The organism is Quadrisphaera sp. RL12-1S (genome assembly GCF_014270065.1).
Classification (GTDB): domain Bacteria; phylum Actinomycetota; class Actinomycetes; order Actinomycetales; family Quadrisphaeraceae; genus Quadrisphaera.
The window spans coordinates 691,156-710,710 of the sequence record NZ_JACNME010000001.1; the positions used below are offsets into that span (position 1 = coordinate 691,156).

General features: G+C 76.2%; 17 protein-coding genes. 8 read left to right on the plus strand and 9 right to left on the minus strand.

The features are described from left to right. Positions 1-5: 5 nt before the first annotated feature. On the plus strand, positions 6-668 hold the full coding sequence (locus tag H7K62_RS03305) for a DedA family protein (protein WP_222436916.1): 663 nt from the start codon (positions 6-8) through the stop codon (positions 666-668). Here the strand turns inward: H7K62_RS03305 and pyrE are convergent. The 3 genes from pyrE to H7K62_RS03320 are packed head-to-tail and all read right to left on the minus strand — an operon-like array spanning position 641 to position 4,293. Continuing rightward, positions 641-1,267 (minus strand): orotate phosphoribosyltransferase, encoded by a 627-nt coding sequence (pyrE, locus tag H7K62_RS03310; RefSeq protein ID WP_186716231.1) that lies wholly within the window; start codon positions 1,265-1,267, stop codon positions 641-643. The genes H7K62_RS03305 and pyrE overlap by 28 nt on opposite strands. A 10-nt stretch (positions 1,268-1,277) precedes the next feature. Then, positions 1,278-3,590: an MMPL family transporter gene (locus H7K62_RS03315; RefSeq protein ID WP_186716233.1), complete on the minus strand. Its 2,313-nt coding sequence runs from the start codon at positions 3,588-3,590 to the stop codon at positions 1,278-1,280. A gap of 13 nt (positions 3,591-3,603) precedes the next feature. Beyond that, positions 3,604-4,293 (minus strand): TetR/AcrR family transcriptional regulator, encoded by a 690-nt coding sequence (locus H7K62_RS03320; protein ID WP_186716235.1) that lies wholly within the window; start codon positions 4,291-4,293, stop codon positions 3,604-3,606. 238 nt (positions 4,294-4,531) lie between these two features. Between H7K62_RS03320 and H7K62_RS03325 the strand changes: the two genes are divergently transcribed. From H7K62_RS03325 to H7K62_RS03345, 5 genes are all read left to right on the plus strand, one after another. Beyond that, the gene (locus H7K62_RS03325) at positions 4,532-6,001 is read left to right on the plus strand and encodes a multidrug effflux MFS transporter (RefSeq protein ID WP_186716236.1); all 1,470 of its coding nucleotides are present in this window, start codon (positions 4,532-4,534) and stop codon (positions 5,999-6,001) included. 80 nt (positions 6,002-6,081) lie between these two features. Next, positions 6,082-6,882, plus strand: coding sequence for an exodeoxyribonuclease III (locus H7K62_RS03330; RefSeq protein ID WP_186716238.1), 801 nt, complete (start codon positions 6,082-6,084; stop codon positions 6,880-6,882). Positions 6,883-6,891: 9 nt separating this feature from the next. Next, positions 6,892-7,992: an alpha/beta fold hydrolase gene (locus tag H7K62_RS03335; RefSeq protein ID WP_186716240.1), complete on the plus strand. Its 1,101-nt coding sequence runs from the start codon at positions 6,892-6,894 to the stop codon at positions 7,990-7,992. Between the two features lie 142 nt (positions 7,993-8,134). Further along, positions 8,135-8,428: a DUF4190 domain-containing protein gene (locus H7K62_RS03340; protein ID WP_186716243.1), complete on the plus strand. Its 294-nt coding sequence runs from the start codon at positions 8,135-8,137 to the stop codon at positions 8,426-8,428. Beyond that, complete coding sequence (locus H7K62_RS03345; protein ID WP_186716245.1) at positions 8,425-8,790, plus strand: hypothetical protein; 366 nt, start codon at positions 8,425-8,427, stop codon at positions 8,788-8,790. Before H7K62_RS03340 ends, H7K62_RS03345 begins: the two co-directional genes overlap by 4 nt. Positions 8,791-8,893: 103 nt before the next feature. On the opposite strand, the gene clpB is transcribed toward H7K62_RS03345, so the two are convergent. From clpB to gndA, 3 genes are all read right to left on the minus strand, one after another. After that, on the minus strand, positions 8,894-11,614 hold the full coding sequence (gene clpB, locus H7K62_RS03350; RefSeq protein WP_186716249.1) for an ATP-dependent chaperone ClpB: 2,721 nt from the start codon (positions 11,612-11,614) through the stop codon (positions 8,894-8,896). Between the two features lie 111 nt (positions 11,615-11,725). Further along, complete coding sequence (locus H7K62_RS23470) at positions 11,726-13,216, minus strand: DUF2786 domain-containing protein (RefSeq protein WP_186716250.1); 1,491 nt, start codon at positions 13,214-13,216, stop codon at positions 11,726-11,728. Positions 13,217-13,354: 138 nt separating this feature from the next. After that, the gene (gene gndA / locus H7K62_RS03360; RefSeq protein WP_186716251.1) at positions 13,355-14,860 is read right to left on the minus strand and encodes an NADP-dependent phosphogluconate dehydrogenase; all 1,506 of its coding nucleotides are present in this window, start codon (positions 14,858-14,860) and stop codon (positions 13,355-13,357) included. 116 nt (positions 14,861-14,976) lie between these two features. On the opposite strand from gndA, the gene H7K62_RS23475 reads away from it, so the two are divergent. Continuing rightward, complete coding sequence (locus H7K62_RS23475; RefSeq protein ID WP_186716253.1) at positions 14,977-16,494, plus strand: diguanylate cyclase domain-containing protein; 1,518 nt, start codon at positions 14,977-14,979, stop codon at positions 16,492-16,494. A 14-nt stretch (positions 16,495-16,508) separates the two neighbouring features. Here the strand turns inward: H7K62_RS23475 and H7K62_RS03370 are convergent, their stop codons facing one another. Further along, positions 16,509-17,294, minus strand: a complete 786-nt coding sequence (locus H7K62_RS03370; protein WP_186716255.1) for an isocitrate lyase/PEP mutase family protein — start codon at positions 17,292-17,294, stop codon at positions 16,509-16,511. Between the two features lie 65 nt (positions 17,295-17,359). On the opposite strand from H7K62_RS03370, the gene H7K62_RS03375 reads away from it, so the two are divergent. Beyond that, positions 17,360-18,304: an aldo/keto reductase gene (locus H7K62_RS03375; protein WP_186716263.1), complete on the plus strand. Its 945-nt coding sequence runs from the start codon at positions 17,360-17,362 to the stop codon at positions 18,302-18,304. A 29-nt stretch (positions 18,305-18,333) separates the two neighbouring features. Here H7K62_RS03375 and H7K62_RS03380 read toward each other — a convergent pair whose 3' ends face one another. After that, positions 18,334-18,816, minus strand: a complete 483-nt coding sequence (locus tag H7K62_RS03380; RefSeq protein WP_186716264.1) for a DUF4262 domain-containing protein — start codon at positions 18,814-18,816, stop codon at positions 18,334-18,336. Between the two features lie 268 nt (positions 18,817-19,084). Then, positions 19,085-19,552, minus strand: coding sequence for a heat shock protein transcriptional repressor HspR (locus tag H7K62_RS03385; protein WP_370591588.1), 468 nt, complete (start codon positions 19,550-19,552; stop codon positions 19,085-19,087). Positions 19,553-19,555 lie beyond the last annotated feature (3 nt).

Below are 19,555 nucleotides of genomic sequence, written 5' to 3' on the forward strand. Positions count from 1 at the left end.
CCGCCGTGCCCGACCTCACCGAGCTGTCCGCCGGCGCCCTCTACGCGGTGGTGTGGGGCCTCGTCTTCGTCGAGTCCGGGGTGCTCGTGGCCTTTTGGATGCCCGGCGACACGGTCCTGTTCACCGCGGGCCTGGTGGCCCAGGCGTCGCCCGGCGTGAGCCTGTGGCTGCTGGCCGGGGGCACGGCGGTGGCCGCGACCGCCGGCAACGCCGTCGGCTACTGGACCGGCGCCCGCTACGGACGGCCGTGGCTGGAGAGACGGCCCCCGAAGGTGCTGGCGCACCTGGCGCGCGCGGAGGCCTTCTACGAGCGGTTCGGTCCGGTGGCGCTGGTGGTGGCCCGCTTCGTCCCCTGGGCGCGCACCTTCGTGCCGGTGCTCGCCGGCGTCTCGCGCATGCGGTACTCGCACTTCCTCGCCGCCACGCTGGCGGGGGCGCTGGTGTGGGGGGCCGGTCTCATCGTGCTGGGCTACTTCGCGGCGACGGTGCCGTGGCTGAAGACGGCCGCCTACGCGGTGGCCGGCACGGCGGTGGCGCTGTCCGTGGTGGTGCCGGTGGTCGCGGCGGTCCGGCGGCGGCTGGCCCGCCGCCGCGGTCACGCCCCGGGCGAGGAGCCTGACGACGACGGCGGGCGCGGCGGTCAGAGGCCGAGCTCGTCCACGGAGTAGGCGGTCAGGTAGGGCAGTCCCTGCGCCTCGACGACCTCCTTGGCGCCGGTCGCCCGGTCGAGGATCACCGCCACGGCCACCACCTCCGCACCGGCCTCGCGCAGCGCGGTGACGGCGGTGAGCACGGAGCCGCCGGTGGTGGAGGTGTCCTCCACGGCCACGACGCGGCGTCCGGCCACGTCGGGCCCCTCCACGCGGCGCTGCAGGCCGTGGGCCTTGGCCTCCTTGCGCACCACGAAGGCGTCGAGCGGGACCGTGCCCCGGGAGCGCGCCGCGTGCAGGAGCGCGCAGGCCACCGGGTCGGCGCCCATGGTCAGGCCGCCGACGGCGTCGACGCCGGCGAGGCCGCCGGGGACCTGCTCTGCCAGCAGGTCGAGCAGGACCTCCCCGACCAGCGGCGCGGCCTCGTGGTGGAGGGTCACGCGGCGCAGGTCGACGTAGTAGTCGGCCTCGGCGCCGGAGGAGAGCGTCACCCGGCCCCGCACCACGGCGAGGTCGGAGATGAGCTGCAGGAGGCGCTCGCGGGCGCCGCCGGTGGTGGCGGGGCTGGAGGCGGTGGCGGCGGGGCCGCTGGACGCGCTGGTGGGGTCGCTGGTCACAGCGCGCAGGCTAGTGAGCCGCCTGACCTGCGCGCTCCTCCGGGCGCGACCCGTGCCGGCCCGGCGACCCGGCGGCGGCGAGGGAGGCCTCCACGGCGCGCCCCTCGACGTCGAGCTCGGGCAGCCACCGCAGCCAGCGCGGCAGCCACCAGGCGGCGGGCCCGAGCAGGGCGAGCACGGCAGGGATGAGCACCATCCGCACCAGCACGGCGTCGAAGAGCACGCCGACCGCGAGGGCGAAGGCGATCGGCTTGATGGTGGCGTTGCCCTCGGGCACGAAGCCGCCGAAGACCGACAGCATGATCGTGGCGGCGGCCACCACCACCGGAGCGGCCTTCCCGAAGCCGCTGACGACGGCGGCCGTGGTCTCCTCGCCCCGCGCGTGCGCCTCGTGGATGCGGCTGACGATGAAGATCTGGTAGTCCATCGCCAGGCCGAAGAGGATGCCCACCACGAGGATGGGCGCGAAGGAGATGATCGGCGCCTCGCCGTTCGCGTTGACCAGCTGCTGCAGCCAGCCCCACTCGAAGATGGCCACGGTGGCCCCGAGGGCCGCGCCGACGGTCAGCAGGAAGCCGAGCACGGCGGTGACCGGTACGAGCACCGACCGGAAGACGAGCAGGAGCAGCACCAGGGCCAGCCCCACCACCACGGCGAGGTAGACCGGCAGGGCGCCGTTCAGCTTGTCGGAGATGTCCACGCTCACCGCGGTGGAGCCGGTGACGCTGACGGCGCCGTCGCCCGTCGACGGCAGCGAGCGGATGTCGGAGACCAGCCGGGTGGTCGCTTCCGTGGACGGCCCGCTGGCGGGGACCACGGTCACCAGCGCCGCGGTGCCGTCGGGCGAGGGGACCGGGCCCACCACACCGCCCCCGGGCAGGGACGCGGCCACGTCGGGCAGCGCCTTCACGCGGGACACCAGCTGGGCGGCCTGGGCGGCGGGGTCGGAGCCGCCGTCCACGAGCACGAGCAGCGGGCCCGCCACGCCGGGCCCCCAGTGCTCGGCCACGAGGTCGAAGGCGCGGCGCTGCTGGCTGCCCTCCTCGGCGGTGCTGTCGTCGCCGAGGGTGGTGCGCAGGGAGAGGACCGGCACCGCCACCACCCCGAGGACGACGACGACGGCGAGCAGGCTCACCAGCCGCTGTCGCGTCACGAAGCGGGCCCAGGCGGGCAGCAGTCCCGTCCGGCGGGCGGCGTGGGCGTGGGGGGCGTGCGGCGGGACGGCGTCGACGGCGTCGACGGCGGCGACGGCGGGCCGCGAGGTGGCCTGGCGCAGGCGCTGCACGTGCCGGCGCTGGCGCCGGCCCAGCAGCCGCAGGCCCAGGACGCCGGCGAGCGCGGGCAGCAGCGTGAGCGCCACGAGGACGGCCACCGCCACGGTGGCCGCGGCGGCGATGCCCATCTGGGTGAGGAACGGGATGCCCACCACGGACAGACCCGCCAGGGCGATGACCACGGTGAGCCCGGCGGTGACGACGGCGCTGCCGGCGGTGCCGGTGGCTGCGCCCACGGCGTCGGGCACGGACCGGCCGGCCACCAGCTCCTGGCGCAGGCGCGAGAGCAGGAAGAGGCCGTAGTCGATGCCCACCGCCAGGCCCAGCATGACCGCGAGGATGGTGGTGGTGGACTGCAGGTCCGTGACCGCGGTGGCGGCGACGATGCCCAGCGCCCCCACGCCGACGCCGATGAGCGCGGTGAGGAGGTTGAGCCCGGCGGCCGCGAGGGTGCCGTAGGTGATGAGCAGCACGACCACCGCCACGACGACGCCGGCGACCTCCCCGACGCCGCCCAGCGCGGCGGGGTCGGTGACGGCCTGACCGCCCACGGCGGCGTCCCAGCCGCCGGTGGCGGCGCCGTCGACGGTGTCGACGAGGGCGGTGCGGGAGGCCTCGGTGATGTCCCCGGTCGGCACCCCGTAGCGGACGTCGACGTAGGCGGCGCGCAGGTCCGGGGAGACGGTGGGGTTCGACCGGTCGAGGGGGTTCGACACGCCCTGCACCTGCGGGAGCTTCCCGAGCTCGGTCACCAGCTGCCCGAGGCGCTGCGCCTGCGCGGGGTCGGTGAGGGCCTGGCCCTGGGGCAGCTCCACGACCACGCGGGCGGTGGCGCCGCCGCCCCCGCCCGCTGCGGCGCCGAAGCGCTCCTGCAGCGTGCTCAGGGCCTTGGTGGACTCCAGTCCCGGGATGGTCACGTCGGCGGTGAACGGCTTGCTGAAGGCCGCGGCCGAGCCGCCGACGGCGACCAGGACCACCAGCCAGACGGCCAGGACGAGCCAGCGGCGGGAGTAGCAGGCGCGGCCGAGCCGCTGCAGGAAGGTCGCCACGGGGAGGTGCTCCTCAGACGCTGCGGTGGTGGGTGCTGGGGTGACCGGCGGGTGCCGGTCGGTCGTGCTGCCCCTCGGCGGCCGCGGACCCGGGCTGCAGCACGTCGAGGGCGATGCGCTCGAGCAGGGGCTGGAGCTCGACGGCGTCGCGGTGGCGGAACTGCTCGGCCACGGCGAGGCACGCCGCCAGCGCCGCGGTGACGCGGGCGGAGCGCTCGAGCCCGGTGCCCGCGACGTCGGGACCGGGGAGGCGCAGCGGGGCGTGCGGGGCGGCCGCCGAGCAGGGCGGGCGCCCGACGGGCGCCGTGGTGAAGCAGGCCGCCAGGAGGCCGGGGACCGGCTCGAGGCGGTCGCCCAGGCCGGATCCGTCGAGGGCACCCTCCTGGACGAGGGCCAGGGCGAGCCGCCCGGGTGAGCTCACCGCGAGGCGCGACAGCGCGGCCGCCGCGGCGGCGTCGCGCTCGGCGCCCTCGGGCAGGTGGGCGAGGCCGTCGGCGACGGCGCGGACCTCTCCCAGGCAGCTGTCGGCCACGGCCTCGAGCAGGGCGTCCTTGGACCCGAAGCGGTGCAGGAGCCCGGTCTTGGAGTAGCCGGTGGCCTCGGCGATCTCCCGGAGCGAGGTGCGCTCGGCGCCGTGCTCGGCCAGCAGGGCCGCCGCTGCTTCGACGATGCCTGCGTCGATCTCCTCGCGCGTGGGCCTCACCGCGGCGCCCCCTCCCGGACCGCAGCGGTCCACGACGGACCGCAGCGGTCCACATCAGACCACGCCGGTCCAGCCGGCGCAGCACGAGCGCGGGGCTCCGTCCGGAACGGGGCACGCACACCATCCCGACCACGTGTTCGCTTTCTCCCGTGACGAACGGGGTCCCCCGTGGGAGACTGGGAACTGGCTGGTTGTCACGAGCAACTGCCACCCCTCACCCCGACGTCCGATGAGGACCGTGCCGACTCCCGTGTCGACCCCCGCCGCACCCACACCCCCCTCCGACACCCACCGCGCTCGCACCCCCGCGCCCGCGGAGCGGGACTTCACCGCTCTCCCGCTGCGCCGGCGCGCCGCCTGGGTGGTGCTGCTCGGCAGCCTCGCCGCGCTCGGCGCCTTCACCGTGGACCTCTACCTGCCGGCGTTCCCCGCCCTGGAGTCCGAGCTGGGCGCCAGCGCCTCGCAGGTGCAGCTGACGCTGACCGGCACGATGGTCGGCGTCGCGCTGGGCATGCTCCTGGTGGGCCCGCTGTCCGACGCGGTGGGTCGCCGGCGGCCGCTGCTGGTGGGCCTGGGCCTGCACGTGGTCGCCTCCCTGCTCTGCGCGTCCGCACCCACCATCGAGGTGCTGGCGGGCCTGCGCGTGCTGCAGGGCCTGGGCACCTCCTCGGCGGCGGTCATCGCCCTGGCCGTGGTGCGCGACCGGTTCGACGGCCGGGGAGCTGCGCGCCTGCAGGCGCGCCTCATGGTCATCGTGGGCGTCTCCCCGCTGTTCGCCCCCACCGTCGGCGGTCTGCTGCTGCAGCTGTTCGACTGGCGCGGCGTCTTCGTGGCGCTGGCGGTGCTCTCAGCGTCCCTGGGCGTGGCCGTGGGGATCCTCCTGCCCGAGACCGTCCCCACCTCCCAGCGCCGCCGCTTCCGCCTGGTGCCCGCGCTGCGCGGCTACGCCGGCCTGCTGCGCGACCCGGCCCTCATCGGCCTCGTGCTGGTGGCGGGCATGGCCATGTCGGCCATCTTCGGGTACGTGGCGCAGTCGTCCTTCGCCTTCCAGCAGCAGTACGGCCTCAGCGCCGCCGCCTTCGGCGTCATCTTCGCCAGCGGAGGCGGGATGCTGGTGCTGGGCACGCAGGTCAACGGCTCCCTGGTCCACCGCTTCTCCTCGCAGGGCCTGCTCGTCACCGGCCTGGGCTGCGGCGCCGTCAGCGGCCTGCTGCTCGTGGTGGGCGCCACCAGCGGTCTCGGCGGCCTCCTGGGCCTGCTGGTCCCGCTGTGGGCGACCATGTTCTGCATCGGCCTGGTGATGCCCAACAGCCCGGTGCTGGCCCTGGAGCGCCACGCCACCGCGGCCGGCGCGACCGCAGCACTGCTCGGCGCGTCCCAGAACGGGGTCGCCGCGGCGGCGGCGCCCCTGGGCGGCGCGCTCCCGCTGCCCCCCGCCACCTCGATGGCGCTCATCATGTCCGGCGCGCTCCTGGTGGCGCTGGTCGTCTACAGCGCGTTCACCCGGCGCGCGCTGGCGCACCCGCCCGTGCTCCACGGCGAGGAGGCCCGGCTGGCGGCTGTGGTGGAGGCCGAGCGCGTGCGGGCCCTGGAGGTCGAGGCCGCGCAGCTGGCGGCCGCGGGGCGCGACGAGGAGCGCCGGCAGAGCGGCCGGGCCACCTCGGCCCAGCCCGCCGGTGCGGCCTGCGCCCCCTGCACCGACTGCTGAGGCCGGGCGGGCGGCGGGGCCACCCCGGCGCCCAGGGTGCCCGCCTGCCCTGGTGGCCGACCTCCAGTAGCGTCGCGCCCGTGCGGATCGCCACCTGGAACGTCAACTCCGTGCGCGCCCGGGTCGACCGGGCCGTGGCCTGGCTGCAGCGCAGCGACGTCGACGTGGTGGCCCTGCAGGAGACCAAGTGCAAGGACGCCCAGTTCCCGTACGAGGCGTTCCGGGAGGCCGGCTACGAGGTCGCGCACGTGGGGCTGAGCCAGTGGAACGGCGTGGCGGTGGTCTCGCGGGTGGGTCTGGAGGACGTCGAGGTCGGCTTCCCCGGTCAGCCCGGCTGGTCGTCGTCGGCGGACGTCGAGGCCGCGCCCGAGGCGCGGGCCATCGGCGCCACGTGCGGCGGGGTGCGCGTGTGGAGCCTGTACGTGCCCAACGGCCGCTCCCTGGAGGACCCCCACCTGCAGTACAAGCTGGAGTGGCTGGCGGCGCTGCGCGACGCCGGAGCCGGCTGGCTGGCCGCCGACCCGCAGGCGCAGGTCGCCCTCTGCGGTGACTGGAACGTGGCCCCCCAGGACGACGACGTCTGGGACATGAGCGCCTTCGAGGGCTCCACGCACGTCACGCAGCCCGAGCGGGACGCGTTCTACGCCGTGGTGGACGCCGGCTTCGCGGACGTGGTCAGGCCGCACGCCCCGGGCCCGGGCACCTACACCTACTGGGACTACAAGCAGCTCCGCTTCCCCCGCCGGGAGGGCATGCGGATCGACTTCGCCCTGTGCTCCCCGGCGCTGGCCGCGCGGGTGGGCGGGGCGTCGGTCGACCGCGAGGAGCGCAAGGGCAAGGGCGCCTCCGACCACGCCCCCGTCGTCGTCGACCTGGTCTGAGCTCCGCCGGTGGCAGCCGAGCGACGCTCCCCGCGGCCGGCACCGGTCGCGCGCCGCAGCTCCCGCGACGCCGGTCTCGCCGGCTCGCCGCGCCGCCTGGGGGGCCAGCGCCCGCGGTCAGCGGGCCGTGAGCGCCGCCCGCCGGCGCTGCGGGCGGAGGAGGTCTCCGACCGCTCGGTGGCCGAGGCCCCCGCCGCGGGTCCGCGCGAGCCCGACGGCTGGGTGCTCGCGGACGACGGCGCCGCGCTGGCCACCTACGTCCACGAGCCGGCGCGACCGCCGGCCCCCCGGTGGCGGGAGCGGCTGGCCGGGCGCCGTCCTGCGCCGGCCACGGTGGTGCTGGTGCACGGGTGGACGCTCAGCGCGGTGGTGTGGGACCGCGCGGTCGCGGCGCTCACCGAGGTGCGCCCGGACGTGCGTGTGGTCCGCTACGACCAGCGCGGCCACGGCTCCTCCGCGGCGCGCGGCCCGCTCGCCCCCGCCTCGCGTCCGGTGGCGGCGATCAGCCGGCTGGCAGACGACCTCGCCGCCGTGGTCGACACGTGCGCCCCGGGGGGGCCGCTGGTGGTGGTGGGCCACTCGATGGGCGGGATGGCGCTGCTGTCCGCGAGCGCCCGGGCGCCGGGCCTGCTCGGACCTCGCACGCGAGGGCTGGTGCTGGTGAGCACGGCCGCGGGGGGCCTGTCGTCGGCCGGGCGCCCCCTCGTGCCGCTCATGGCGGCCCTGGCGCGCCTGCCCCAGGACGTGCTCGTGCCGCGGGCGCCGCGCCTGCTGGCGCAGCGCACCAACTACGGGCCCGGGGTCGACCCGCGCCTGGTGGCGGACACCATGCGCGCGATGGGGCGGGTCTCGGGCCGCACCACCGGCGAGTGGTTCTCCGCCCTCATGGCCCACGACGAGAGCGCGGCCCTGCCGCTGCTGGCGGCCGCGGGGACTCCGGTGCGCGTGGTGGTGGGCGACCACGACCGGCTGACGCCGCCGGCCCACGCGAAGGCCCTCGCCGCGGCGCTGCCGCAGGCGCGGGTGCGCGTGGTGGCGGGGACGGGGCACATGATGCTCGTGGAGCGCCCCGACGCGATCGCCGCGGAGGTCAGCGCACTGCTCGGGTGAGCGAGGGCGACCGGCGCGCCGGTGATCGGGTGGAGTCCGCGTGGTGCGCGCCCCTCGCCGGGACGGGTGCGGCAGGCTCGTCCCGACCTGCACCGACCACGAACCCGGCGTCCCCGCGACCGGGACCACCAGGAGGACCCGCGTGTCCCAGCCCCCCACCGGCTACGGCTACGGCGGCCCACCGCCGGTGTCCCAGCGGCCCACGGACACCATGGCCGTCCTCGGCCTGGTGTTCGCCTTCGTCTTCCCGCTGCTCGGGCTGGTCTTCAGCATCATCGGGCTGCAGAACGTCAAGCGGGACGGCACGAACGGCCGCGGCCTGGCGCTCGCCGGCCTGTGGGTGTCCATCGCCTCGATGGTCGCCGCGGTGCTCCTCGTCGTCGCCTACATCGGGTTCTTCGCCGTGCTCCTCGGCACGGGCAGCCTGTCGTCGTGACCCCGCCCCGGCCGTCCTGGCCCGTGGTCCTGGGCGCTGGGGCCCTCGCGCTGGCCGCGTGCGGCAGCACCCCCGCGGGCAGCGCCGGCGGTGCGCCGACGACCTCGGCCACCACCTCGGCCAGCGCACCGGCGTTCACCGACGCGACGGCGTGCGCGACCTTCGGCGAGCGCGGTGTGGAGTCCCGCCTCGGTGAGGTCTACGCCGACGACGCCGCCTCGGCGTCGCTGGTGCGGGAGTACGCCGGCGCCCCGGCGTTCCAGCAGGCGCTGCGGCAGACCGTGGACCTGCTGCGCTCCTCCGGCGGCCAGCTCGAGGGGGACTTCCTCGCCACGGCCTGCGCCGACCAGCCCACCGGCTGACCCCGCAGCTGAGGCGGCAGCGGCGAGCCGCAGGACCGACGACGACGGAGGCCGGGCGCGTGCGGCGCCCGGCCTCCGTCGTCGTCCTGCCCCACCGGGGTGGTCAGGCGCTGGGCAGCGCCCTCACCTCGCCGGAGCCGCTCGCGCCGGCACCCGGGTCCGCGGCGCCGGCGCCCCCGTCGGGGACCTGCTCGCCGGGCGCCAGCCGCCGCACGCTCAGCGCCCGGCGGTCCCGGCCCGCGCCGAGCGGGTCGGAGGAGACGTCCACCAGCACGGCGTCGCCGTCCTGGACCCCGCCCGAGAGCAGCTCGCGGGCGAGGGCGTCGCCGATCTCGCGCTGCACCAGGCGGCGCAGCGGGCGGGCGCCGTACGCCGGGTCCCAGCCCTCCAGCGCGAGGAGCTCGCGCGCCGCGGGGGTGACGTGCAGCTGCAGGCGGCGGTCGGCCAGGCGGTGGGCCAGGGCCTCGACGTGCAGGTCCACGATGCGGGCGAGGTCCTCGGTGGACAGCGCGTCGAAGAGGACCACCTCGTCGAGCCGGTTGAGGAACTCCGGCTTGAACGCCGCCCGCACGGCGGCCATGACGCCGTCGCGCTGCTGCTGCGCGCTCAGCGACTGCTCCACGAGGAACTGGCTGCCGAGGTTGGAGGTCAGCACGAGGATGGTGCTGCGGAAGTCGACGGTGCGGCCCTGGCCGTCCGTGAGGCGCCCGTCGTCGAGGACCTGCAGCAGCACGTCGAACACCTCGGGGTGGGCCTTCTCCACCTCGTCGAGGAGCACCACGCTGTACGGACGCCGCCGCACGGCCTCGGTGAGCTGGCCGCCCGACTCGTACCCGACGTAGCCGGGAGGCGCGCCGACGAGGCGGGCCACCGAGTGCTTCTCGCCGTACTCCGACATGTCGATGCGGACCATGGCGCGCTCGTCGTCGAAGAGGAAGTCGGCCAGGGCCTTGGCCAGCTCGGTCTTGCCGACGCCGGTGGGACCGAGGAAGAGGAAGGAGCCGGTGGGCCGGTCGGGGTCGGAGATCCCGGCACGGGCCCGGCGGACGGCGTCGGAGACCGCGCGGACGGCGTCGCGCTGGCCGACGAGGCGCTGCCCGAGCACCTCCTCCATGCGCAGCAGCTTGGCGGTCTCCCCCTCGAGCAGCCGGCCCACCGGGATGCCCGTCCACGCCGCCACGACGGCGGCGATGTCGTCAGGACCGACGCGCTCGCCGACGAGCGGCTCACCGGTCGCACCGGGCCCCTCGCCCTCCTCAGCGGCCTGGGCCTCGGCCAGCTCCCGCTCGAGGGAGGGGATCTCCTCGTACTGGATGCGGGAGGCCGTGGCGTAGTCGACGTCGCGGTAGGCGCGCTCGAAGCGGGAGCGCGCGTCGTCCAGGCGCTGCTTGAGCTCGCCGACGCGGTTCAGCCCCGCCTTCTGCGCCTCCCAGCGGGCCGTGAGCGTGGCCAGCTGCTCGGTGCGGTCGGCCAGGTCGGCGCGCAGCCGCTCCAGCCGGTCCAGCGAGGCCGGGTCGGTCTCGGCGGCCAGAGCCATCTCCTCCATGCGGAGGCGGTCGGTGGAGCGGCGCAGCGCGTCGATCTCCTCGGGGGAGGAGTCGATCTCCATGCGCAGTCGCGAGGCGGCCTCGTCGACCAGGTCGATGGCCTTGTCGGGGAGCTGCCGGCCGGTGATGTACCGGTCCGAGAGGGTGGCGGCGGCCACGAGCGCCGCGTCGGTGATCTCCACGCCGTGGTGGGCCTCGTAGCGCTCGTTGAGGCCCCGCAGGATGGCCACGGTGTCCGGGACGCTGGGCTCGCCCACGAACACCTGCTGGAACCGGCGCTCGAGGGCGGCGTCCTTCTCGATGCGCTCGCGGTACTCGCTCAGCGTGGTGGCGCCCACCAGGCGCAGCTCGCCGCGGGCGAGCATGGGCTTGAGCATGTTGCCGGCGTCCAGGCCGCCCTCGCCGCCGGAGGCCCCGGCTCCGACCACGGTGTGCAGCTCGTCGATGAAGGTGATGACCTCACCGTCCGAGCCGCGGATCTCGTCGAGGACGGACTTCAGGCGCTCCTCGAACTCGCCGCGGTACTTGGCGCCGGCGAGCATGGCGCCGAGGTCCAGGCTGATGAGGCGGCGCCCTCGCAGGGACTCCGGGACGTCGCCGTCCACGATGCGCTGCGCCAGGCCCTCGACCACGGCGGTCTTGCCGACGCCGGGCTCGCCGATGAGGACGGGGTTGTTCTTGGTGCGGCGGGCCAGCACCTGGACCACGCGGCGGATCTCGGCGTCGCGGCCGATGACCGGGTCGATCTTGCCCTCCCGCGCGCGGGCGGTGAGGTCCACCCCGTACTGCTCGAGGGCCTTGAAGGTGCCCTCCGGGTCGGCGCTGGTGACCTGGGCACCCCCGCGCACGCCCGGGAGGGCGGCCAGCAGCGCGTCGCGGGTGGCGCCGGCGCGGGCCAGGAGCGGAGCGACGGACTCCGGCCCCTCGACGCTGGCCAGCCCGACCAGCAGGTGGTCGGCGGAGACGAAGGTGTCCCCGTGGGCCTCGCTGGCGGTGCGGGCAGCGGTGAGCGCCTGCAGGGCGGGGCGGGACAGCTGCGGCGTGGCGACGGTGGCGCCGGACGCCGAGGGCAGGGCGGCGAGCTGGGCGCGCAGCTGCTCGCGCACGGGGGCCACCGAGGCGCCGGTGGCGGCCAGCAGGGCGGCGGCGACGCCGTCCTGCTCGAGCAGGGCCAGGGCGAGGTGGGCGGGCAGCACGTGGGCGTGCCCGGCCTCGACGGCGCCGGACGCGGCGGCGGCCAGCGCCTCCTGGCTCTTGGTGGTGAGCTTGAGCTCCACGGGACCTCCGAGGGTGGTGCGAACGACTTGAGCCTATGAGACTCAACCCCGTCCGCACCACCCCTGTTCCCCGTCCGCCGCGGGTGGGGAACAGGGGTGGTGCGCCGGGCGTCAGGCGCCCTCGGCGCTCGGCAGCGCGCCCCTCCCCGTGACGGCCTGCCCCGCGTCCAGCGAGGCGAGCTCGGCCGCCGCCCAGCCGGAGGCCCACCCGGCCCGGTCCAGCGTCCGCGGGCCACGGCGGGTCACGAGGTCGGGGAAGGCGTCCGCCACCGCGGCGTCGACGGCCGCGGTCCGGGCCCGCAGCACCGGGAGCAGCCGGTCGTCGCTGACCTGGGAGTCACCCGCGCGCGCCGCCTCGTCGAGGCGCTGGCCGATGCGGCGGGCGAACGACTCCAGGTAGGCGCGCCGGAACTCGGGGCGGCGGGTGCGCGCCCCGGGGCGCACGTCGGCGCCCGCCGCCGTCATCCCGCGGACGGCCTGGGTCAGCAGCGAGGCGAAGAGCACCTCCACGGCGGCGAGGTCCGCCGCGAAGCCGACCACCGACGAGGCGCCCACGTAGCGCAGCCACACCGCGCTGCACCGGTTCGCGCGTGCCACGGCCGCCAGCAGCGCCGCCTTCTGCCCCTCGTAGGGAGCGTCCACGCCGATCCGCACCCCGCTCGGGGACTCCTGCGCCCCGCTGCCGCCCGAGCGCGTCACCGCCGCGAGCGCAGCCTCGAGGCTGTGCCTGGTCACCAGGCTCTGCGCCGCTGCGGTGAGCGCCTCGGCCTCGGCGGGGAAGGTCGTCGACTCGGCCTTGGCCAGCAGCAGGCGCACCCGCTCCAGCACCCGGAGGTCCGCCCCGTCGAGCGCCGTGTCGGTGCGGGTCCAGGGGGACCCCTCGGGAGGGGCGCCGATGACCGGCAGCGTCGGCTGCCGGTCCAGCTCCAGCGCCAGCTCGAGGGCCCGGACGGCGACGACGGCCCACGCGGGTGCCCACAGCGCCCCCGCGGAGCCCAGCGCGCGCTGGTCCGCGCCGGCCGCGCGCAGGAAGCCGACCGGTGACTCGCGCACCTCGACCCCTGCGGCCTCCAGCTGCTGGCGGAAGCGCCGGGGCAGGTCCGAGCGGCCCCGGCGCGCCAGCTCGGCGCCGACGGCGAGGCCCACCAGGTGCACCCGGTCGGGCCCCAGGTGCCGCTGCGTCCACCGCAGCACGTCGGCCGGTTCCCAGCCCCGGTCCCAGCGGCGCTCGAGAGCGGCCAGCACGTGCGCCCTCACGGCGAGGTCCACCTCGTCCTCGCGCCCGGCCGCCAGCACCTGCGCGGCGGTGGTCCGGCCGCCCGTGCGGAGTGCGTCCCCCGCGTCGCAGAGCAGCTCCTCCGCCGTGCGCGGCGGCCCCTGGCCAACGGGCCCAGCGCCCCAGCCGCCGTCGTCGTCGGGATCGTCGCCGAGGTCGTCGTCGAGCTCGTCGTCGGCCCACGGGTCGTCGTCGTCGTCGAGGAGGTCACTGTCGAGCTGGTCGAGCAGCTCCTGCCACCCCGGGCTCGCCTGCGAGCCGTCGCACCCCGGCTGCCCGCACGCGCACCCCGAGCTCTCCCACGGACCCCGGTACACCTGTCCCACCGCTGCACCCACCTCGCTGCGGGTCGCCCGACCCGCTCACGGCCAGGCTGGGGCGAGCGCCCGACAGCGGGCGGCGGGTGCCGCCGGGCCCTGTGGACAGAGCTCCGGCGGCACCCGCCTGTGGGCACCTGACGTGCGTCAGTGGGGGTTGTGGCTGCCCTGGCCCTCGCTGTCCTGGCGCTCCTCGGAGCCGTCACCGGACCACAGCGTGTGGTAGGTGCCGGGCTTGTCGACGCGGCCGTAGGTGTGCGCGCCGAACAGGTCGCGCTGCCCCTGCACCAGCGCCGCGCCCAGGCGCTCCCGGCGCAGGCCGTCGTAGTACGCCAGGGCGCTGGAGAACCCCGGCACCGGCACGCCGAGGCGCACCGCCGTGGCCACCACGCGGCGCCAGGAGTCCTGGGCGCTGCTCACGGCCGAGGCGAAGTAGTCGTCCAGGAGCAGCGACGCCAGGTGGGCGTCCTTGTCGTAGGCGTCCTTGATCCGGTTGAGGAACTGCGCCCGGATGATGCAGCCGCCGCGCCAGATGGTGGCCATGGCGCCCTTGTCGACGTCCCAGCCGTACTGGTCGCTGCCGGCCTGGATCATGTCGAAGCCCTGCGCGTAGGCGACCACCTTGGAGGCGTACAGCGCGTCGCGGACGGCGTCGACGAAGCCCTCGGCCTCAGCGCCGTCCAGCGAGGCGCCGGTCGGGCCCGTGAGGGACCCGGCGGCCTGCACCGCCTGGCGCTGGTCCACCGAGCCGGACAGCGACCTGGCGAACACGGCCTCGGCGATGCCGGTGACGGGGACGCCCAGCTCCAGGGCGGTCTGCACCGTCCAGCGCCCGGTGCCCTTCTGCTCGGCGGCGTCGACGATGACGTCGACGAGCGCCTTCCCGGTCTCCGCGTCCACCTTGTCGAGCACCGTGGCGGTGATCTCGATGAGGAAGGACTCCAGGTCGCCCTCGTTCCAGGTCCGGAACACCTCGGCCAGCTCGGCGGGGGTCTTGCCCAGGCCCTGGCGCAGCAGGTCGTAGGCCTCGGCGATGAGCTGCATGTCGGCGTACTCGATGCCGTTGTGCACCATCTTGACGAAGTGGCCCGCGCCGTCGGGACCGACGTAGGTGCAGCAGGGGGTGCCGTCGACGTCGACGGCGATCGACTCCAGGATCGGGCCCAGGGCCTCGTAGGACTCCTTCGACCCCCCGGGCATGATGCTCGGCCCGTTCAGGGCGCCCTCCTCGCCACCGGAGACGCCGGTGCCGACGAAGTGCAGGCCCTTGGCGCGCAGGGCCTGCTCGCGGCGGCGGGTGTCGTCGAAGTGGGCGTTGCCGCCGTCGATGACGATGTCGCCCTCCTCCAGCAGGGGGACCAGCTCGTCGATGACGGCGTCCGTGGGCTTCCCGGCCTTCACCATGATCATAACGCGGCGGGGCCGCTTGAGGGAGGCCACGAAGGACTCCAGGTCGGTGGAGGCGACGAAGTCGCCCTCGCTGCCGAACTGCTCGACCAGCTCGTCGACGCGGGACTGGGTGCGGTTGTGCAGGGCCGTCACGTGGCCGTGCCGGGCGAAGTTGCGGGCCAGGTTGCGACCCATGACCGCCAGACCGGTGACGCCGATGTCGGCGCGGGCGCCGGTGGAGGGGGTGGAGGACTCGTCTGCCATGGCCTGATCCTGCCGGTCCCCCTCGCGGAGCCGCCAGCCCGGACCGGCGGCGTCCACCCCCACGTGGGTGCCCGGTGGCTGCCCGGTGGCTGAGAGGATGCAGCACCGCGCGCTCGGTGATCACGCGGCAGACCTGGGAGATCGTGGAACGGGGGGCCTGGGTGGGGGCAGTGGGCCCCGCGGCGGTGGCCGCGGCCGCGTGCGCCGCAGCGGCGCTGCTCGTCGTCGCCCGGCTGCGCGGGCGGGTCGCGTCCCGGACCGTGACGGCCGCCCTGGCGGCGCTGGTCCTCCTCCCGGTCGCTGCCCTGGGCGACGCGGCAGCGGTCGCCGGGCCCGCCGCGCCGCTGGTGGTCAGCGGCACCGCCTCGCTGCTGCTCAGCGCCGGGACGGTCGCCGTGCAGATGCGGCTGCTGCGGACGCGGTTGGTCACCTCGGCCGCGCGCAGCTGGCTCGACGTGGCCAGCGGCGCCGTCATGGGGATGGGACTGGCCTGGGCGTTCGGCACGCCGCTGCTGGTGGCGGTGCCGGGGGTCGGGGTGGCCTGGGCGACCGCGGTGCTGGTGCCGACCGGTGCCGCGCAGATCGCGAGCAGCTTCGGGGTGACCTCCACGCTGCTGCTGCGCCCGCAGGACCCGCGGATGCGGGCGCTGGCGGCCACGGCGGTGCTGGTGTTCGGGGCGGAGGTCGCCGGGCTGCTCGGGTCCGCGGGGTCCGGGGGCGCCGTGCTCGTCGCCACCGCCCTCCGGGTGGGCGCCGCGGGCTGCCTGGTGGCGGCTGCGCTGCTGCGCGACCCCGCGGCGGGGTCGACGGCGCTGGAGAGCACCTCCGACGTCACGATCGCGCCCATCGCCCTCACCGCGGGCAGCATCGTCATGCTCGCCTGGCACCTGGTCTCGCCCATGGCCACCGCCGCCGCGTGGGCAGCGCTCGTGACCATCGTGCTGATGACGGTCAAGACCGTGGTGGTGTTCCGCCAGCTCGACGTCCTCAACGCGATCCGGGCGCAGGCCATGACGGACGCGCTCACGGGCCTCGGCAACCGCCGTGCGCTGCGGGAGGCGCTCAGCGGGGTGGAGCGCGGGGAGGAGGTGGCGCTGGTGGTCATCGACCTCGACAGGTTCAAGGCCGTCAACGACACGCTCGGCCACGCCGCCGGCGACGAGCTGCTGGTCGAGCTGGGGCGGCGCCTGAGGGAGGGGTCGGCTGAGGGCGAGGTGGTGGTGCGCCTCGGCGGGGACGAGTTCGCCCTCGTGGTGCCGCGCGCCGGGCGCGAGGCGGCCCGGGTGCGCGCCGCCGAGGCCGTGGTGGCACTCAGCCTGCCGGTCCGCCTGGGCCACACCACGGCGTCGGTGGGCGCCAGCGCCGGGGTGGCGGTGGCGCCCCTGCACGCCTCCACCGCCGTGGGGCTGCAGGAGCGGGCTGACGAGGCGATGTACCGCGCCAAGGGCCAGGAGGGCGCCGTCGTCGTGGCCGACGCCACCGAGGTGCCGGCTCCGGACCGGCGCCGGACCGGGCGCCGGGCCGCTGACCGCCGGCCCGGGCAGGGGGAGGTCCTGGACGGACCTGGGGTCAGCGAGGGGGACGGCGTCGACAGGGACGCGCTCGACGGCGCTGTCGTCGTCGACGAGGCCTGACGACGCCGGCGGCGTCAGTTCAGCGCGCGCGTCCCGGGCGGCAGGACGCCCCCGGCGAGGAGCTCGGCGGTGGCGTCCTGCAGCGCGGTGAGCGCCACGCGCTGCGTGAAGGGCCCGGTGGACAGGCGGGCGACCCCGAGCGCCTCGAGCTCGCGGGCGGGCAGCGAGACCCCGGGGATGGAGATCAGGGTGACCACCCCGCGGCCCAGCTCGGACACGAGGGCCTCGACGTGCTCGCGCCGCGCGGCGCGGGGGACGAAGACCACCGGGGCGCCGACCTCGAGGTAGGCCTTGCAGCGCCTGACCGCCTCGGCGAGCGTGTCGGCGGGGTCCTGGCCCTCGGGGGCCCGGGTGAAGGCGTCGGTGCGGGCGTTGAGCACGAAGCCGGGGACGCCGGCGTCGCGGGCGGCCCGCAGGCTGGCCTCGACGGCGGCCACCGACTCCTCCAGGGGCCGCAGCCCGTCCTCGAGGTTGCCCCCCACCGCCCCGGCGGCGATCGCCCGGCGCGTGGTCTCGCCCGCGTCCCCGTAGCCCGACTCGAAGTCCATCGTCACCGGCAGGGAGACGTCGGCCGCGATGCGCGCGACCATGTCGAGGTGCAGGTCGAGCGGGATCTGCTCGCCGTCCTCGTAGCCGAACGTCGCGGCGATCCCGTGGCTGGGGGTGGCGATCGCCCGGGTGCCCTCGACGGCGGCGACCGCGCGAGCGGACACGACGTCCCAGGCGTTGGCGAGCACCAGCAGCTCGGGTGCGCGGTGCAGGTCGAGCAGGGTCTGGGCCTTGGCGGCGAGGTCGGTCATGCTCCGGGACGCTAGCCGCGCCGGCGGGGGTGTGCACCGGCGGGCCAGGCAGGTAGGAAGTGAGCATGGCAGCGCGGCTCGGGCTCGGTCTGGCGGCGCTCGGCCGCCCGGCGTACATCACGGCGGGACGGGACGGCGACCTCGGCGCCGACAGGTCCGTCGAGACGATGCGCCAGCGGGCCGCCGCGGTGCTCGACGCTGCGTGGGCCGCCGGGGTGCGCCACCTCGACGCCGCCCGCTCCTACGGGCGGGCGGAGGAGTTCCTGGCGCACTGGCTGGCCTCGCGCCCGGACGTCGCGGCAGACCCGGCCCTGGTGGTCGCCTCGAAGTGGGGCTACCGCTACGCGGGCGACTGGCGGATGGACGCCGAGCAGCACGAGGTGAAGGACCACTCGCTGAGCGCCTTCACCGAGCAGCTGGCGCTGACCCGCGGCCTCCTCGGCGGGCACCTGGCCCTCTACCAGGTGCACTCCGTGACGCCGGAGAGCCCGGCCCTGCGCGACGGTCCGCTGCTGCGCGCCCTGGCCGCCGAGCGCGACCGCGGCCTGCGGATCGGCCTGTCGACGTCAGGCCCCCACCAGGCCGACGTGGTGCGGTCAGCGCTGGAGGTGGACGTCGACGGCGAGCCGCTCTTCAGCGCCGTCCAGAGCACGTGGAACCCTCTGGAGCCCTCAGCCGGCCCCGCGCTGGGGGAGGCCGCGGCCGCGGGCTGGCTCGTGGTGGTCAAGGAGGCGCTGGCCAACGGCCGGCTGGCGCCGGGAGGTGACGCGGCGGCGGAGCGGGCGGCTCACGCGGTCGACGTGCCGCTGGACCAGCTGGCGCTGGCCACAGCCCTGGCGCAGCCGTGGGCCGGCGTGGTGCTGTCCGGCGCAGTGACGCCCGAGCAGGTGGCCCGCGGCGCAGCGGCGGCGGCCCTCGACCTCGACGACCACGCCCTGCAGGCGCTCGCGCCGCTCGCCCAGGAGCCCTCCGCCTACTGGCGGGAGCGGTCGGCCCGCCCCTGGGGCTGAGCGCCCCGGGCGCCAGGCTGCGCGCCGGGTCAGAGCTGGCGCGGGGCGGCGACCTTCGGGGCGCGGGCGAACAGCTGCTGGTCCACGGCTCCGGCGGGACGCCCGGCGTCCCACGGCCAGCGGCCCGCGTCGTCGCACCAGACCACCTGGAGCGCCGGCACCTCGACGTCGTCGGCCGCGACGGCCTGCGCCACGACGAGCGCATCGGGCGAGGTGACGCGCAGCAGGCGCAGCGAGGGCCACGGGTCGCGCTGGAGCAGGTCGCCGACGTGGAAGCGACGGCCCGCGAGGACCTCGTCCCCGAGGACGTCGAGCAGGTAGCGCGCCTCGGCCGGCGCCCGACCGCTGACCAGCAGCTCCGGGTGCCCCAGCCGGGTGAGGCCGACGGTGTGGGAGAACGGCAGCGCGCGGCGGCCCGCCCCTCCGACGGACACGACCGTCCAGCCCTGCTCGTCGATGAGACGGCGGTGCTCGTCCAGGGCCTCGACGACCTCGACAACCCTGTGGTCCACGCGCATCACCGGAGCCGCCTCCTCAGTCTTCGCCTGCAGGGCCCAGCATAAATTACAAGTGTGACAGTCGTGACGACTGGGGCGTGTGTGACCAAACGTCACCAGTCATCACGGTGCGATCACTCCACTGTAGAACACGTGTTCGAGAGTCGAGGTCGTTCCGGCGAACACGCGGCCCAGCGGCACTGCTCGGCAGGCTAGGGAGGGGGTCCGACAGCGCGTCCGACCAGCGCGAAGGGCCGTCCGCGGGGGGACCGGCGCGACGAGGTCAGCGCGCCGGAGGGCGCCAGACCACCAGCGCACCGGAGCGCCCGAACGCGGAGGCCGACCGCTGGGGCCGCTGGCCGCGCTCGACCGCCACCACGTCACCCGCGGGGCCCGCGGCGAACACCCGGCGCGACCTCTGCAGCGCGTCGTAGACCCGGGAGAGCTCAGCGGTCAGCTCCTCCACGCGGCCCTGGAGCGCGCTGACCTGGTCCTCCAGCTCGAGGATGCGCTTGATGCCGGCGAGGTTGACGCCCTCCTCCTGGGAGAGGCGCTGCACCTCGCGCAGCATCACGACGTCCCGCGGGGAGTACCGCCGCCCGCGGCCGGAGGCGCGGGACGGCGAGACGAGGCCCAGCCGGTCGTACTGGCGCAGCGTCTGCGGGTGCATCCCCGCCAGCTCCGCGGCCACGGAGATGACGAAGACGGCGGCGTCCGGGTGCAGGCCGGAGCGCTGGTCACCGGAGTCCACGAC